At 64.2% G+C, this 14,126-nt stretch carries 17 protein-coding genes and 1 pseudogene; 11 read left to right on the forward strand and 7 right to left on the reverse strand.

Annotated features, from left to right (window positions below):
- Positions 1-176 precede the first annotated feature (176 nt).
- From J2X06_RS12815 to J2X06_RS12845, 7 genes are all read left to right on the forward strand, one after another.
- Positions 177-749 carry a TetR/AcrR family transcriptional regulator gene (locus J2X06_RS12815; RefSeq protein WP_310063003.1) on the forward strand — a complete coding sequence of 191 codons (573 nt, stop codon included), beginning with the start codon at positions 177-179 and terminating at the stop codon, positions 747-749.
- 81 nt (positions 750-830) lie between these two features.
- Complete coding sequence (locus J2X06_RS12820; protein WP_310063006.1) at positions 831-989, forward strand: hypothetical protein; 159 nt, start codon at positions 831-833, stop codon at positions 987-989.
- Positions 986-1,669 carry an NAD-dependent epimerase/dehydratase family protein gene (locus J2X06_RS12825; RefSeq protein WP_310063007.1) on the forward strand — a complete coding sequence of 228 codons (684 nt, stop codon included), beginning with the start codon at positions 986-988 and terminating at the stop codon, positions 1,667-1,669. Before J2X06_RS12820 ends, J2X06_RS12825 begins: the two co-directional genes overlap by 4 nt.
- Positions 1,662-2,909, forward strand: a complete 1,248-nt coding sequence (locus J2X06_RS12830; protein WP_310063009.1) for an MBL fold metallo-hydrolase — start codon at positions 1,662-1,664, stop codon at positions 2,907-2,909. The genes J2X06_RS12825 and J2X06_RS12830 overlap by 8 nt, the downstream gene beginning before the upstream one ends.
- Positions 2,906-3,181: a hypothetical protein gene (locus J2X06_RS12835; RefSeq protein ID WP_310063010.1), complete on the forward strand. Its 276-nt coding sequence runs from the start codon at positions 2,906-2,908 to the stop codon at positions 3,179-3,181. Before J2X06_RS12830 ends, J2X06_RS12835 begins: the two co-directional genes overlap by 4 nt.
- 96 nt (positions 3,182-3,277) lie before the next feature.
- Entirely contained in the window at positions 3,278-3,787 is a 510-nt protein-coding gene (locus J2X06_RS12840; RefSeq protein WP_310063011.1) for a hypothetical protein, read from the forward strand.
- Positions 3,788-4,054: 267 nt separating this feature from the next.
- On the forward strand, positions 4,055-4,270 hold the full coding sequence (locus tag J2X06_RS12845; protein WP_310063013.1) for a hypothetical protein: 216 nt from the start codon (positions 4,055-4,057) through the stop codon (positions 4,268-4,270).
- Between the two features lie 69 nt (positions 4,271-4,339).
- On the opposite strand, the gene J2X06_RS12850 is transcribed toward J2X06_RS12845, so the two are convergent.
- On the reverse strand, positions 4,340-4,549 hold the full coding sequence (locus J2X06_RS12850) for a hypothetical protein (RefSeq protein WP_310063015.1): 210 nt from the start codon (positions 4,547-4,549) through the stop codon (positions 4,340-4,342).
- 632 nt (positions 4,550-5,181) lie between these two features.
- Here J2X06_RS12850 and J2X06_RS12855 point away from each other — a divergent pair.
- Positions 5,182-6,006, forward strand: a complete 825-nt coding sequence (locus tag J2X06_RS12855) for a S1 family peptidase (protein WP_310063016.1) — start codon at positions 5,182-5,184, stop codon at positions 6,004-6,006.
- A 45-nt stretch (positions 6,007-6,051) separates the two neighbouring features.
- On the opposite strand, the gene J2X06_RS12860 is transcribed toward J2X06_RS12855, so the two are convergent.
- Positions 6,052-6,417, reverse strand: coding sequence for a hypothetical protein (locus J2X06_RS12860; RefSeq protein WP_310063018.1), 366 nt, complete (start codon positions 6,415-6,417; stop codon positions 6,052-6,054).
- 407 nt (positions 6,418-6,824) lie between these two features.
- Here J2X06_RS12860 and J2X06_RS12865 point away from each other — a divergent pair, with 407 nt between their 5' ends.
- Positions 6,825-7,508, forward strand: coding sequence for an alpha/beta fold hydrolase (locus tag J2X06_RS12865; RefSeq protein ID WP_310063020.1), 684 nt, complete (start codon positions 6,825-6,827; stop codon positions 7,506-7,508).
- Positions 7,509-7,620: 112 nt separating this feature from the next.
- Here J2X06_RS12865 and J2X06_RS12870 read toward each other — a convergent pair whose 3' ends face one another.
- Together J2X06_RS12870 and J2X06_RS12875 are read right to left on the reverse strand one after the other, a co-directional pair.
- Positions 7,621-7,878 carry a hypothetical protein gene (locus J2X06_RS12870; RefSeq protein ID WP_310063022.1) on the reverse strand — a complete coding sequence of 86 codons (258 nt, stop codon included), beginning with the start codon at positions 7,876-7,878 and terminating at the stop codon, positions 7,621-7,623.
- A 124-nt stretch (positions 7,879-8,002) separates the two neighbouring features.
- The gene (locus tag J2X06_RS12875) at positions 8,003-9,898 is read right to left on the reverse strand and encodes a putative bifunctional diguanylate cyclase/phosphodiesterase (RefSeq protein WP_310063023.1); all 1,896 of its coding nucleotides are present in this window, start codon (positions 9,896-9,898) and stop codon (positions 8,003-8,005) included.
- 548 nt (positions 9,899-10,446) lie between these two features.
- Here J2X06_RS12875 and J2X06_RS12880 point away from each other — a divergent pair.
- Positions 10,447-10,725 (forward strand): hypothetical protein, encoded by a 279-nt coding sequence (locus tag J2X06_RS12880; RefSeq protein ID WP_310063025.1) that lies wholly within the window; start codon positions 10,447-10,449, stop codon positions 10,723-10,725.
- A gap of 348 nt (positions 10,726-11,073) precedes the next feature.
- Here J2X06_RS12880 and J2X06_RS12885 read toward each other — a convergent pair whose 3' ends face one another.
- The gene (locus J2X06_RS12885) at positions 11,074-11,487 is read right to left on the reverse strand and encodes a hypothetical protein (RefSeq protein ID WP_310063027.1); all 414 of its coding nucleotides are present in this window, start codon (positions 11,485-11,487) and stop codon (positions 11,074-11,076) included.
- A 371-nt stretch (positions 11,488-11,858) separates the two neighbouring features.
- Positions 11,859-12,023 (reverse strand): annotated as a pseudogene (locus J2X06_RS12890) (lipid A-modifier LpxR family protein); the annotation flags it as partial.
- A gap of 88 nt (positions 12,024-12,111) precedes the next feature.
- On the opposite strand from J2X06_RS12890, the gene J2X06_RS12895 reads away from it, so the two are divergent.
- A complete protein-coding gene (locus J2X06_RS12895; protein ID WP_310063028.1) occupies positions 12,112-12,294 on the forward strand; it encodes a hypothetical protein in 183 nt (60 codons plus the stop codon).
- Here the strand turns inward: J2X06_RS12895 and J2X06_RS12900 are convergent.
- Complete coding sequence (locus J2X06_RS12900) at positions 12,291-14,039, reverse strand: GAF domain-containing protein (RefSeq protein ID WP_310063030.1); 1,749 nt, start codon at positions 14,037-14,039, stop codon at positions 12,291-12,293. The genes J2X06_RS12895 and J2X06_RS12900 overlap by 4 nt on opposite strands.
- Positions 14,040-14,126 lie beyond the last annotated feature (87 nt).

A 14,126-nucleotide genomic window follows, 5' to 3' on the forward strand; every position in this document is an offset into this window, starting at 1 on the left:
TGAGGACAGCGTGATGAAACTGGTGATGCCGCGCCGTTGCGACGGATGATCCGTGGGCGCCGCGTTGCGCCGACCTTAGGCGCTAGCGCCGCCAGTTCGCTCAGGAAGCCAGCCGGGGTTGCGCGGCCCGCGGTCGGGGAATATGATTGAGTACGCACTCAGTAATTCCGCCATCGATGGCCCGCCCCCGCAGCGAAGACAAACGCAATGCCCTGCTAGCCGCCGCCACCCAGGTGTTTGCGGACGACGGGATCAATGCGCCCACCGCTCGGATCGCCAAGGCCGCCGGTGTCGCCGAAGGCACGCTGTTCACCTACTTCAGCAACAAGGACGAGCTGCTCAACCAGCTCTATCTGGATCTGAAGAGCGAACTGCGCGGTGCCATGCTTTCCAGCTATCCCCGTGCGGCTGACGTCAAGCAGCGTGCCCGTCATGTATGGCTCTCCTACATCGACTGGGGCATCGCCAATCCGCACAAGCGCAAGGTGGTCGCCCAACTGGCGGTGTCCGATCGCATCACCGCGGGCAGCAAGGCCGTGTCGGCCGGGGCCTTCTCCGAGTTCAACGCGATGGTCGAGGAGAGCATGGCGAAAGGCGTGTTGCGCAACCATCCGCCGGCGTTCGTGGGCGCCATCCTCGTCGCGGTGGCGGAAACCACGATGGACTTCATGGGCAAGGAGCCTGCTGCGGCCGAGCAGTACCGCACGGCCGGCTTCGAGGCGTTCTGGCGGGCCGTAGCCACAAGCTAGGCCCCTCATTTTTGACCACTTAATGAGTGCGTGGGCACTCAGCAATACCACCCCCATTCCGGAGCAGTGCACGTGTCGAACATGGGTTTGATTTCCAGCAACGCATGCGATTTGCGAAGCCTCATTGCCAGAAGCGGGCCGACTCAAGGCGCCCGCGATCTTCTCTCCATCGATGCACCGGTTGATCGAGCCGGCGCGGCGACCGGCGCGCGAGGCTTCGCGCCGGAGAATGCCTGGTGAGGATCCTGATCTTTGGCGCAACCGGCATGGTCGGCCAGGGCGTGCTTCGCGAATGCTTGAACGCCGACGACGTCACCTTCGTGCAGAGCGTCGGACGAACGGCCAGCGGCCGTGCCCACCCCAAGCTCCACGAACTTATCCATCGCGATTTCCTGGACTACCGGACCATCGAAGCGGAGCTGGAGGGCTTCGACGCCTGCTTCTTCTGCATGGGCGTCTCTTCGGTGGGACTGACGGAAGCCGACTACACGCGTCTGACCTACGACTTCACCGTGGCGGCGGCGCGGACACTCGCCCGCCTCAATCCTGCGATGACCTTCGTCTACGTAACGGGCGCCGGCACCGACAGCAGCGAGCTCGGTCGCAGCATGTGGGCACGCGTCAAAGGGCGCACCGAGAACGAGTTGCAGCGCCTGCCGTTCAAGGCGGTCTACCTGTTCCGGCCCGGCATCATCCAGCCACTGCACGGCATCCGCTCCAAGACCGTCTGGACACAACGCTTCTACACACTTACCGGTCCGCTGCTGTCGGTGGCCCGCAGGCTGCTGCCGCATACCGTCCTGACCACCGAAAGCATCGGCCGGGCCATGCTCGCGGTGGCGCGAAGCGGCGCCGATCGGCCTGTGCTGGAAAGTCGTGATATCGAAGAACGCTCGCGCGAGGACGCACGTCATGGCTGAGGAACCTGCAGCACGGCCACCTGATCGCCGGCGCGCGGGCTGGACGATCGCGGGCCTGTTGCTCACCGGCGTCGTGTCCGTTGCTTTGCTGAGTGGCTGGTCGTCGCTGGGCGCATCGGCGAAAGGCATGCGACTGGCGCGCTTGCAGCAATCCCCACAATGGCGCGACGGAACGTTCGTCAATCCGCAGGGCACGTGGGGCGATACGGGACGCGCCTTGTCTCGCATGTTCGAGCGCGTGCCCGGCGACGTGCCTGACACACCGGTACCGGTCGTGCGCACTGATCCGATGCAACTGGCCACGGCATCGACGCGCGGGTTGCGCATCACCTGGTTCGGCCACTCCAGCACGCTGGTCCAGATAGATGGTGTGAACGTGCTGACCGATCCACTCTGGAGCGATCGACCGTCGCCACTGGCCTGGATCGGTCCAAAGCGCTGGTATGCCCCGCCGATCGCACTGTCGGACCTGCCACGCATCGATGCGGTCGTGATCTCCCACGATCACTACGATCACCTCGACCGCGCCACGATACAGGCGATGCGCGGCTGGAAGACGGTGTTCGTCGTGCCACTGGGGATGGGTGCGCACCTGGCCAGTTGGGGCATTCCGAATTCGCGCATCAAGGAACTCGACTGGTGGGAATCCACGCGTGTGGGCGACCTCGCCATCCACGCCACTCCGTCGCGGCACCATACCGGTCGGCTTTCGCCGCAGAGCGACAAGACCTTGTGGGCCGGTTATGCCCTGGTGGGTCCCAGTCACCGTGTGTACTACTCGGGCGACACGGGATTCTTTCCCGGCCTGGCCGACATCGGGTCGCGCCTGGGGCCGTTCGACGCCGCCATGATCGAGGCGGGCCAATACGACCCGGATTGGCCGGACTGGCACCTCGGCCCGGAACAGGCGGTCGAGGCCAGCCGCCTGGTGCGAGCCGAAGTGCTGATTCCGGTGCACTGGGCCTTGCTGAAGCTCGCCCACCACACCTGGACGGAACCGGCGGAGCGCGTGAGCGCTGCGGCCGCATGTCGCGGTGTGAAGGTCGCGATCCCGCCGCCGGGGCTGCCGCTGGACCTCGGCGCGGACAAGGCACCGACGAAATGGTGGCCTGCGCTGCCCTGGCATACGGCCGTCGAACGACCCGTCGCTGCGACACGCAACGGAGCGGCCGGCGATCGATTCCAACTTCCGACCTGTTCTGCAACGGCCGCCGTGCGGTCGCGGGAGCCCTCGCAATGACCCCCACCAAACCCGATTCGCATCTGGAACTCACGCTCGCCCATCCGGGCACCGACAAGAGCGAAATCCTGCGCGCCCTGCTTCGTGTCGACCTGGGCGCGCGAATCAACATCGATATGGAGCACATGAGTGTTTCCATCGAAGGCCGCTTCTGGAAGGACGACGTCATCGATGCCATCAAGGCACTGGGTTGTCGCGTGGCTTCAGTGAACGAGAGGCCACGCTCCGTCATGCGTCCCAGCTGGGCTACGAGCATGCTCACGAACATGTAAAGCGATGGCGGCCGGGCACTGAACTTTTTTTGGCCGACGTAGCAACGCGGTGCCGTTACCAAATTCCAGATGCCGGCCAGGAAAAGGAGAACCGCCGTGCTCGATTCAGTCGTCACCCTGCTGGGCGAAATGTCGGTACTAGCCAAGGGAGTGAATCCTCGCACCTCGATCACGCGCCTGTACTCGGCTTTTTCGTCCGTGCATGCCTGCCAGGTCGATATCTTCGAGATGATCGAGCGGGCCATCGTCGATGGCGAGCCCCTCGTGGACATTGTCCAGTTGCTGCTGCATCGCCATGCCGAGGAAAATTCGGAGCGCATTGCCGTACTGGACGCGGTCCAATCGATCCTGGATCGCGGGGATCTCGGTCACCTGCATGCGTTCTTTTCGGCTCTGCGGGCTTACTTCGAGCAACTTCCCCTTTCGGGTGATGGCGCCGCCGCCAGGGCGCTTGCAGACGCCATCGCGAGTTCTGCCCGGGAACCTCGCTCGCTGCGTTCGCGGGGGCAACTCGCCCACGCCGCGGCAGTAAGCCTGCTGGCCGTCAAACGCGGTGCCAGCCAAGTGGACGGCGCCCGCGCAAGCATCGGTGCGGCAACAGGTTGATTGCCATCGGCTGCCACGCGCGCACGGCTTTATGCGTTGCGAACATCGCTGAACAATCGGAAAAAGGCTGATCTTCGAGGCGGCCCATGCGCCCGTTCATTCACTCCGCCTTTGCGTCGGAATTCTTAGATTCCCTGCGCCGTGATAGATGAGCTGTTGGAGGAGCCAGCCGACAGGACTCGAGACTGCCTACCCACTGAAGAGCCGGCAAGCGTACGACTGCCTGCCGGCGAAGTACTGGATCTGGTGTAGTTGAGGGTTGTCACAATGCTTAACTTTCCTCTTTCGAACCTTGATGGCGCGGAGAACCGCGCGAAGCGGCTCGTGAGCAGCGCGAAGGAAACGAACGATTGGCTGGCGCTGCGGCAGTTGTGGTGTGTCCTCAGGAACGAGGAAATGACTTACGCCCCAGGCGAGGCGCGCAATCGCCTGAAAAGGATGCGCAACGACGTTGCGCAGGCATTGGCTGACCTGCAAGGCTAGCGGCGGCACCGATAGAGAGAATTGGCAGGACCGATCGGTTCGATCGGTCCTGCTCATCATTGCGGGGGGCTAGGCGGGTCGGGTGCAAGCCATGCGCACGTAACGCACGACTTCATCCCATTTGAGTTCCGAGCCGCCGAGATGAGCCTCTTTCCAGCATGACGCCAGGATTGGTTCGATCTCGTCCCAATCGCGGTCAGCATTCCCCTCTTCCCGGGCAATCTCGATCAATGCCAGGAGCAGTTCCTGGTCTTCTACCGACATGTCGACGAGTCTCATGGCACTGCTCGATCTGCGCTGTGTTGGGCGAGTGAGTCCGCCCAAAAGCCGTTCTGATCCGGCGCGCACGGCAGTCCGTCTGTCCGGCCTTGCAGACGATGACATCCATCCGGATCGCCGAGTTGCACGAAGAACTTATGCCGCTCGAACGGGCCATTCTCGGTCGCAGGTGCAAAGGCGGTGATCGCGGCGGGATCTAGTGTTCGGTAGCGCACATAGCGCCAAACGAAGGACCTGTGCGCTCCTCACAGGTGTTTCCTATGGGCACGGTGCGCGCTAATGCCGGCGAATGCAAGCTTCCTGGCTTGGCGATGGTGCCGTTGAAATCATGTCAAATGATTGATCGACGAACGACAAACATTCATTCGCCCGATGTGGAGGAATCGCGTGGCAACGCAATTGCACGAGCAGACTCAGCCCCATCCGCTCGATGATCGTCTATCCATCAGGTATCACCCTAATGGGTAGACCCCAATGCGAAGCAACAAGACAAGGCGTTTTTCTGGCCGTCGAAAGATGCTGCCATCGTTGTCCGACGTGCGAGTTGGCGAAAGCGAAGCTATCGACCGTTCGCTGATCGGCGCTGTTATCAAACCTCACGCCCTCCACACTCCCATACCATGGAGATCGCCATGAAGCTGTCCGGATTGTCCGCTCTCCTGTTGGTGGCATTGGGCGTTGGATCGGCCGCCCCTGCCTTGGCGATGACCAACGGAACTCCCGCCGATGGCGACGGGCATCCCGCCGTCGTGGCGTTGCTGAGGTCAGACGGTTATTGGGCCAGGCCCTTCTGCTCGGGGATCCTGCTGACGGGAAAGGTCGTTTTGACCGCCAGCCACTGCTTGCAAGCGGCCCTGTTCTTTCAGCAGTCGGGTTCGCAGATCCTCGCAACCAACGACTCACAGCTTCAACAAGACAGCGCCGGATGGCTGCCTATATCAACGCTGATCAAGGTCTCGGCTGCTGCCAGCATCGTGTTGAATCCCGCTTATCGCAATGGGTACGACCATGATGTGTCGGCGATGGTGCTCGCATCGCCGATCGACGTCCCCGCCGATGCGTTTCCCGCGCTTCCGCCAACGAACATCCTCGACGAGCTCAAGGCCAGCAAGTACCTTCAGCAGGCCACCTTTGCGGTGCTTGGATACGGCATCGTCGAGAAGCCCAAAGGCCGATGGGTGAGCCAGTTCACCGGAGAGCGTCGTGTTGGCCTGTTGGGGTTCTCCGCGCTGGACAAGCGCTTCATCCACCAGAGCCAGCTCGTAAACAAAGGCGAAGACGGCGCCTGCAACGGCGATTCGGGTGGGCCCAGCCTTCTCCAGATCGGCGGAACCAACTATGTGGTGGGCGTTACCAGCACCGGCGACATTCCGTGCTACTCGACCAATGTCGCTGCCAGGACGGATACCGACGAGGCGTTGGACTTTTTGACCCGCGTACTGGCGGAGAACCCGTGAGCGCCAAGGCACAAGGCTTGCCCTGCTGACAACGCGCTCGATGGGCTACCTCTTGCTTGCGGTAATGCGGGCGATCTCGCCCGGCAACCGTCGCTGCAGCAAGCCCAACAGTTCGACCGCCGCATCACTGCCGTGCGGCTTGCCGTCGAGAAGGCGCGCGCTGACCTCGGTGGCCAGGGTCTGGCGTTCGGCAGTCACCACCAGACCGCGCGTCAGGATCAGGAACCTCTCGCCGCGGTACTGCACTGCATACAGCCCCAACATCTGCGCGCGACCTTCATAGGTCACTCCGTCCAGGCGCACCAGCACCTGGCCGACCGCGTTCCAGGTGTCGAGCGTGCTTGCGGGGACGGTGAATTCTCCGCGGCTCTTCGCTGGTTTCTCCGGGCTGGCTGGCGACGTGTCCAACACGACCGGCTCAGCCTGCGGTGGCGTCGACCGACAACCCGCAAGCGACATCGCGGCGGCAAGGCATGCCAGGCAAATACCCGTGGAGATCGTCGTTCCCGGAATGCGGTGCACGTCGCGCCCCTCCCGTACTGTCGTGCGCGGGCGCGGGGCAGGAAGCCTCGCTCGCTGACAGATTACTGGGCAGCGCGTGGTGGCCGCGTCGATGCAGACGCGTCGTTGGCGGCAGTTTTCGCATGCCACTGCAACGGCAGGCTCGGCCGCAGACGCTAAGATTCCGAAACCGAACACGCGCCACACCTTCGATGCCTTCCGTTCTCATCCGGGAATCCTGGATAGACACCCCTCCAGGCCGAATCTTCGCAAAGCGTTGGAGCCTCGCGCCATCGCAGAACGGCCCGGCGCCCATCGTGCTTTTCCACGACTCGCTCGGCTGCGTGGAGTTGTGGCGCGACTTCCCTGCACACCTGGCGCTGGCTACCGGGAGAGACGTCATCGCCTATGACCGGCTCGGGTTCGGCCGGTCGGACCCGCATCCGGGCAGGTTGGATGCGCGGTTCGTCCGTGAGGAAGCCCAGGGAGGCTTCCGTGCCCTTCGCGAGCAACTGGAGATCGGTGGCTTCGTCGGATTCGGGCACAGCGTCGGCGGCGGCATGGCCGTCGCCTGCGCCGCAGCCTACCCGGCCGATTGCCGCGCCCTGATAACCGAGTCCGCTCAAGCGTTCGTCGAAGACCGCACGATTCAGGGAATCGGCGATGCTGCGCGCACATTCGAGCAGCCAGGCCAAATCGATCGCTTGCAGAAGTATCACGGCGACAAAGCGGTCTGGGTGCTGAGCGCGTGGGTGGATACGTGGTTGGCTCCCGGTTTCGCCGATTGGAACCTGGATGAAGACCTGCGCCGCGTGCGGTGCCCGGTGCTTGCCATCCACGGCGACGGCGACGAGTTCGGGTCAGCGCGTCATCCCGAACGGATTGCACAGCTGACGGCCGGGCACTCGACGTGTGTGCTTTTGCCGCAGTGCGGGCATGTGCCTCACCGTGAGAAGGTCGACATCGTGATCGATGCGGTCACTACCTGGCTGTCCCGGTAGCCACGATAGCGGCCTGATGCGCGACCGCCCACTGCCCGCGTCATAAAAAAAACGGCCCGCATCTGCGGGCCGTATTTATTACGTCACCAGGTTCGGCGACGCGTAACCTTCGTCACAGCGACCACTGCGAGCTCAGGACAGGATGCCGCGACCCGGTCTTGGCGTGGAGCTTGTTGATCAGGTCCCGCATCGCGAAGTAGGTCGCTGCAAACAGGACGAGAAGGATCGCCTTGACCGATACGACCAGGACCATCGTGCTGGTGATGGACCCCGGGGTGGCGATCCAGGTGATGACGGGAAGCAGGCTCAGGACCTGCCACAGTGCGATGAAACCGACGATACCGCGCACGACGCGCAAGCCCAGATACATAGCCTTCTCCCCAAGCCTATGAACGTGGCTTCACGCTACTCCTGTTGGGTGCCAATGGGCAACAGGTCACATTTTCCAGGCGACGGACGGGGCTTTTCCGGCGATCAATCACCGACGGACGGGCTTAATGCGGGGCGTGCCGCGGACGCTCTCCCACTGGCGGCCGCGACAGGGTTTCCAGCAGCACGTCCTGGTCCAGCGACGGTGCGTACAGCCAGCCCTGGATGCGGCAGACGCCGAGTGCGCGAAGAGCGTCGCGCTGCTCGGTGCGCTCCACGCCTTCGGCGACCACGTCGATTTCCAGCGCCCGGGCCAGTTCGCGGATTGCGGTCACCAGGGCGACGTCAAAGCGTTCGTCCGGCAGCCCGGCAATGAAACTGCGATCGACCTTGACCGCGTCGATCGGGAAGGTCTTGAGGTACGCCAGCGACGAATAGCCCGTACCGAAGTCGTCGACCGCCAGCTCCACACCCACAGCCTTGAGCCGCTCCATCGTGCGCAGCGCGTCGTGGGTGTCGTGCATCAGCGTGGTCTCGGTAACCTCCAGGCAAAGCCGCCCGGGATCGAGCCCGCAGATCTCCAGCGCGGTGGCCACATCATCCACCAGGCCAGGGGCTTCGAACTGCTGCGCCGACACGTTGACGCGCAGCGTCAGCGGCGGATGCTGCGCCGGCCACTCGCACGCGTCGCGGCAGGCCTGCAGCAACACATAGCGGCCGATCGGCAGGATCAGGCCGGACTGTTCGGCGACGTCGATGAACTCGCCCGCGGCCAGCAGCCGCTCTGGCTGGCGCCAGCGCACCAGTGCTTCGGCGCCGACCCAGCGGCCCAGGTGGACGTCGAACTCCGGCTGGTACTGGACCAGGAAATCGCCGTGTGCCAATGCGTCACGCAGCGCCTGCTCCATCCGCAGGCGTTCGACCAGCGCGCGGTGCTGGTCGATATCGAACACTTCGTACTGATGGCGGCCGTACGTGGCTGCGCGCTCGCTCGCCAGTTCGGCGTTGCGCATGAGCACGCGCGGATCACCCTCCTCGAGGTCGCGCGCGAACGCGACGCCGACGGCGGCGCTCGTTTCCGCGCCGCGCCAACCGGACATGCTGCGCACGGCCTCGACGCAACGCTCGGCGATGCCGATCACCCCACGCTCCTTTACGCCGCGATGGACCAGGACCGCGAAACCGTCGGCGCGCACGCGCGCCAGCGTGCCTTGCCCCCTCACGGCCTGGCGCAGCCTGGAGGCCAGTTCGGCCATCACGTCCTCCGCCGTCGGTGCGTCGGCCGGCATGGCGGCAACGTACGGGAGGCCGACGTGGACATGCACCACCGCAGTCGCCTCCCGCGCGTCATGCGGCGTGGCCAGGCGCTCGCGTACGCTTGCTACCAGATAGTCGCGATTGGGCAGGTCTGTCACCGGATCGTGCAGGCGCAGGTGCGCCAGTTGTTTCTCGGCAAGGTGGCGACGGTCGATCTCGACCGCCATCGCCACGTAGTCGCCCATGCTGCCGGCAAAGGCCACTTCTTCCGGCGTCCATGCGCGCGTCTTGCCGACCTGTTCGTGGCAGATCACGCCGACGAGTGCGCCTTCCATGCGCACCGGGGCATCGAGCAGCGAACAGATGCCGTGCCGGTGAAGGTAATCGCGCAGCGCACCATGCGAGGTGGCGACGCTCGGGTCGACTTCGACATCCGCGGCGTCTATCGCGCGCACGACCTGCAGGAAATCGAGGTACTCCCCGTCCAACGGCAGGAATTCCAGCGCCTCGGGCGGCGCATGATCGCCGGTGGCGAGGTTGTAGGCGTGGATGCATTCCAGGCGCAGCGGATCAGGCAGCAGGCGCCAGACATTTGCACGCTCGACCTGTAGCGCGCGCGCCCCGGTCTCGCAGATCATTGCGAGCGCGTCCTGCAGCGTGCAGTCGGGGCGCCAGACCGCCCGGGTCAGATCGACCAGCGCGCGCGTGTAACGCGTGCCCGGGGTTTCGGGCAGCGGCGCATCGCGACTGGGGATGGCGGACATTGCAGCCTCCGCGCGGGACTGCCGCCGCCGATACAACCGGCGACGGCCCGGGAAGGCACTCTAGCACCGCACTGTGTCGGGGCTGTAAAGGCGCTGGTGCTCTCCTATAGCCGTCGGGTGCACCTCAATTTGACCGAGGAAGCGGGCCGATCTCCTATACGCAATGGACGCACCAATACTCGGGCGTGGGATTGGCCTTGGCCCGGCTGCATCGCTCGTCCTGCAAGAACAGCGAACTGAAACTCGCGCGGCCGTTCTCTGCGGCTGGCCGAGCCCCAGGACCATCCGCGTGGTGGAGAGTGCACGCGAACGGGCCGTGCCAAGACGATGGTCGGCGGAGACGGTGGTAGATAACATGAGGCCGATGCCCGTCACGCCCGCCCTGCTGCCGGCGGCCCTGCTCGCGTTGGTTCCGGCAGCTGCGATTGCGCAGGAGGCCACGAAGGCGGCGGCCACGGGGCCGACCGATACGACGCCAGACGTGGCGTGGCCGTTACCGATCTGACCTTGGGGATGTACGTGACCAGGGCAAGCGCATCGCCGTGCCGATGACGACCTTCCGCCCCGAGGACACGATTTCGCTGTGCATCACCACCGTGGTGTCGCCCGGCGCCGCCCGTTCTGCGACGATCGGCATCTGGTGGACGTACGGAGAGGGCGAGACGCTGCGATCGCTCAAGACCGATGTCGCCGAGATGTTCTTCGACGGCGAAGGGCGTTCGGTCTTCACCATCGAGAACCCGCGCACCTGGCCACTCGGGTCCTACCACGTCGAAGTATTCCTGGACGGCGTGAGCGTCGGCAGGAAGGACTTCACCATTCAGTGAGTGGATGCGCGTGTATGCGCGGTGCTTTCACGAGCCGCTGACCGCGTGCTGGCTTATGCCTTGGGTATCGTTGCGAACCTCGGCGCCCTGGCCATGCGTTGCGCACGGCGTCCGACGTAACCTTCCTTCGTGGCACCGCGCTTCTTGGCCAGCGCATCGCCTTCCCCGTGGAGAACGATCTCGAGCGAGGCGCTATCCGACGAGCACCGATCCATTCGAAGGCTGCATCACCTGGAACCTCAACCTGAATTAGATAAATATCCGCCGGGCATCGCGAACCACAGACCTCCAACGCAGAAAGCCCGGCAATGCCGGGCCTTCCTGTGCAATGACCGGTCAGCTACCCGCTCAGTCGAATCCCCAGACCTTCAGGGTGGCCGTCTGCGCACCGCCCATGATCTTGTACTGGACCGTCACCGACTTCAGGCGCGCCTTCATTCCCGGGGCGTTGTTCGGAGCCGTTTGTCCCCCTGCCTTCAGGACTCCGACATCCTTCATCGTGTCGTCGGGGCGATTGTCCCAGTGGAGGACGAGCGACGTGATCTGCACGTCAGCGCCCTCGACAGAGAGCTTCACCTGTTTGACATCCTTTTCCCATCGGCCGCCGGTACTCTTGATCTCCGTGCTGGGATCGGTGGACTTGAGCGCTTTCTCGCCGAGCACAAACCATTGGTCAGCGGCGCTGGCGCTGCCCACGGCGCCCATGAGGGCGACGCATGCGACAACAAGAGAGAGCATCAAGGTGTGGATCTTCGTCTTCATCGACGTTCCTCACTAATTCCCGGTAGACCCCAGGAGAGGTGTCCGCCTACTGGCAGCCGTTTCAGGGCAGCGGCGCGGCAAAAAGGTCAAGCAGCCATCTGCCCGCGAACCCGCAAAGTATCCGTCGGCGCGTTAGCGCGGGGTCAAGGGCGGCCGACTGGTTCTCGATCTGAGGGTACCCACGCATAAGCTCTGTCACTGACTCAAAAGCTGCCTTCCGGCTCGAATTGAAGGGGATTTCAATCCCCTGCGCAGGATCGCCCGCATGCGCACCGGACTATCCAATGAGTCGAAACGGTCTTCGACCCCTGTTGGATCGATGCGCGGTTTCGTTCAGAGTCCGGCGCTTCAGAACGCGGGCTGAGGTGAACCTCGCGCTGACCGTCGAACTCACGCGTTCGGTGGCAGCGCGCCAACGCGAACTTCCTGCGATGCCGCATCAAGGCCACGCCGTGTCCGATGTTGGCGACGGCGTGGCGCTTGTCGACGCTGTGGCTGTCGCGGAAGGTGTTCCGAGCGATTGCCTTGCCCCGAATAGCTGAACCCGCCCCTTCTTTTGTTTACTTGAATTGGCGTTTCCGCCTGAGGATGATCTGTCCACCACATCCCCGAGGGAGGCACGTCATGGATGTCAATCAGGTAGCACTGGCCGTGTTCGCCAGCCTCGTCAGTCAGCACGACGAGCGCGACACCCGTCTGATCGAAACTCTGGCAAACGAGGCGCACGACATCGCCGACGTGTTCGTCAGGGTCAACAAGAACCGCAGGCCCCGGCCGACGGCCCAGATCGATCCGATGAATCTCTAGACCCCGGCGCTTTCGGGCGCATCGCCTCGATCGCGAGAGGCGGAAGGTTGAGCAGGAGCGTCGACCGGAATTCCGAGGACATGCTCGCGCACATCCCGGAGCGAGAGCTTCCCGTGCGCGAGCGCTTCCAGCATTCTTTCGCTCTCGCGGGCCTTCATGGAGTACAGCGCCGCACCTACCTCGTGCGCCACTGCCTTCAGCGACTGACGCTCATCAGGCGTGTATTGCTGCGCGCGATCGCCGCACACCAGCGCGCCCTGCAGCCGTCCAGCGACGAACATCGGGAAGGCGATGCCGCCACCTCCCAACGCGCTATGCACAGCGGACAGCGCCTGCTCCCCGGCGCCGGAGCGCAGTGCGACGAAAGCCGCATCGTCCGCGTCGATCCGGTCCGGCCATTCGTGCTGGCCTGCCCGTGCCGCGCATTCGTAGCCACCATCGGCACGCCGGTAGATCGCCAAGGCATTCGGCCCCACATGCTCGGCGATGTCGCCGAATGTGCGGGCGATCAGGGCATCCTCCCGCTCCATGTAGGCGCTCTCGTGCGCCAGGCGCTGCAGGGCCCGCTCCGCATTGAACTGCCGACGAAAGAACAGGCGTTCGATCACGTGCTCGATGCGTTCGCGCAGTTTGTGCAGGGTGATGCCCAGCACCAGCGGCACCAGCAGATGCAAGACGATGCCCGCCTCCTCGCCCAACGCCATTGCCGCGATGGCATGCTCGACGATCGCGAACACTCCGACCACGAGCGCCACCACCGCGCCATAGACCAGGGTGCGGCTGATGACAAAGGACAGATCTACCAAGTGGCTTCGCAGCGCCGCGTAGGCAAAACAGAACGTGGCCGATACCGTCAGCACGACCGGTATCCAGAGCGGGGTCAAATTCCAAAGAAAAAAGGCCACGGCGTGCAGGAGTGTCGCGACCAGGATCCAACGGATTCGCAATCGCGCGGATTCGTCCGATCTTCCATAGCCGATGGCCATCGTCGCCACACAGATTGCAGGCGCTACGGTCAGCAGGTACTCGCCGAGGTTCGCAGCCAGCATGGAATGGCGGGCGAAAAGCACGTAGCCCAGGTAGCTGTACAGCATCGCTGCTGCGTACATCAGCACCACGCCGAGCATGGCCCATAGTGAAACGCTGGCTTCCCGGGGCGACAGCACGGTGCTCGCCAGCCTCCGTGCTGCCACGTACAGGCCGATATCCCGCACCGCTCTCAGGGCAACCACCGCCCCTATTCTTGCTTCGACCGGCAACACGTAGCCGACCACGTCTTTCATCGCGAAGCCCAGTGCGAACACCGCCAGTCCCCAGGCCAGCCAGTTCCGTCCGCGCCACAGCAGCACCAGCCCCAGCAACGTGTAGAGCGCCTGTGCCGCCAGCACCACCCAATCGAGCGTTCGCAACGCAGGCACAGGTGCGGCCACTAGCGTGACCTCCTTGGTTTCTTCGCCGCGTCGCAGCTTCAGGTGCAACCTGCTCCCGACCTCCGGGGTGGCCAGAGCCAGTTCGATGCGCTGCCTGACGGGAATGTCCCGGCGATCGAACCGATCCCCTGGCTCAAGGCCGGCGGGCATGGGAGCCGGAGACAGCGGGTCGGGGGCGACCGATCCCATGTACGGCAGTCCTTCTATCGGGGCATCGCCGATACCCCAGGTTCCCCCGTAGCCCCGCCAAAGCAGCGCGGCCCAGAACCCCACCACCAGCACGGTGATCGCCACCCGGACCAGCAAGCGGTTCATGTCCATCCTCCTGCGCAGAATCCGCGGCCCACCTGCCAACGGGCACATCTACCCGGAACGGTATTAGCGCAGGTACAAGGGCCAGCC

Origin of the sequence: Lysobacter niastensis (genome assembly GCF_031457115.1) — a bacterium.
Classification (GTDB): domain Bacteria; phylum Pseudomonadota; class Gammaproteobacteria; order Xanthomonadales; family Xanthomonadaceae; genus Lysobacter_J; species Lysobacter_J niastensis_A.

Excerpts from the sequence above, each read along its gene's own strand:
- J2X06_RS12815 (WP_310063003.1), top strand. The coding sequence starts at position 177 with ATGGCCCGCCCCCGCAGCGAAGACAAACGCAATGCCCTGCTAGCCGCC.
- J2X06_RS12820 (WP_310063006.1), top strand. The coding sequence starts at position 831 with ATGGGTTTGATTTCCAGCAACGCATGCGATTTGCGAAGCCTCATTGCC.
- J2X06_RS12830 (WP_310063009.1), top strand. The coding sequence starts at position 1,662 with ATGGCTGAGGAACCTGCAGCACGGCCACCTGATCGCCGGCGCGCGGGC.
- J2X06_RS12835 (WP_310063010.1), top strand. The coding sequence starts at position 2,906 with ATGACCCCCACCAAACCCGATTCGCATCTGGAACTCACGCTCGCCCAT.
- J2X06_RS12845 (WP_310063013.1), top strand. The coding sequence starts at position 4,055 with ATGCTTAACTTTCCTCTTTCGAACCTTGATGGCGCGGAGAACCGCGCG.
- J2X06_RS12850 (WP_310063015.1), bottom strand. The coding sequence starts at position 4,549 with ATGAGACTCGTCGACATGTCGGTAGAAGACCAGGAACTGCTCCTGGCA.
- J2X06_RS12855 (WP_310063016.1), top strand. The coding sequence starts at position 5,182 with ATGAAGCTGTCCGGATTGTCCGCTCTCCTGTTGGTGGCATTGGGCGTT.
- J2X06_RS12870 (WP_310063022.1), bottom strand. The coding sequence starts at position 7,878 with ATGTATCTGGGCTTGCGCGTCGTGCGCGGTATCGTCGGTTTCATCGCA.
- J2X06_RS12875 (WP_310063023.1), bottom strand. The coding sequence starts at position 9,898 with ATGTCCGCCATCCCCAGTCGCGATGCGCCGCTGCCCGAAACCCCGGGC.
- J2X06_RS12880 (WP_310063025.1), top strand. The coding sequence starts at position 10,447 with ATGACGACCTTCCGCCCCGAGGACACGATTTCGCTGTGCATCACCACC.
- J2X06_RS12885 (WP_310063027.1), bottom strand. The coding sequence starts at position 11,487 with ATGAAGACGAAGATCCACACCTTGATGCTCTCTCTTGTTGTCGCATGC.
- J2X06_RS12895 (WP_310063028.1), top strand. The coding sequence starts at position 12,112 with ATGGATGTCAATCAGGTAGCACTGGCCGTGTTCGCCAGCCTCGTCAGT.
- J2X06_RS12900 (WP_310063030.1), bottom strand. The coding sequence starts at position 14,039 with ATGAACCGCTTGCTGGTCCGGGTGGCGATCACCGTGCTGGTGGTGGGG.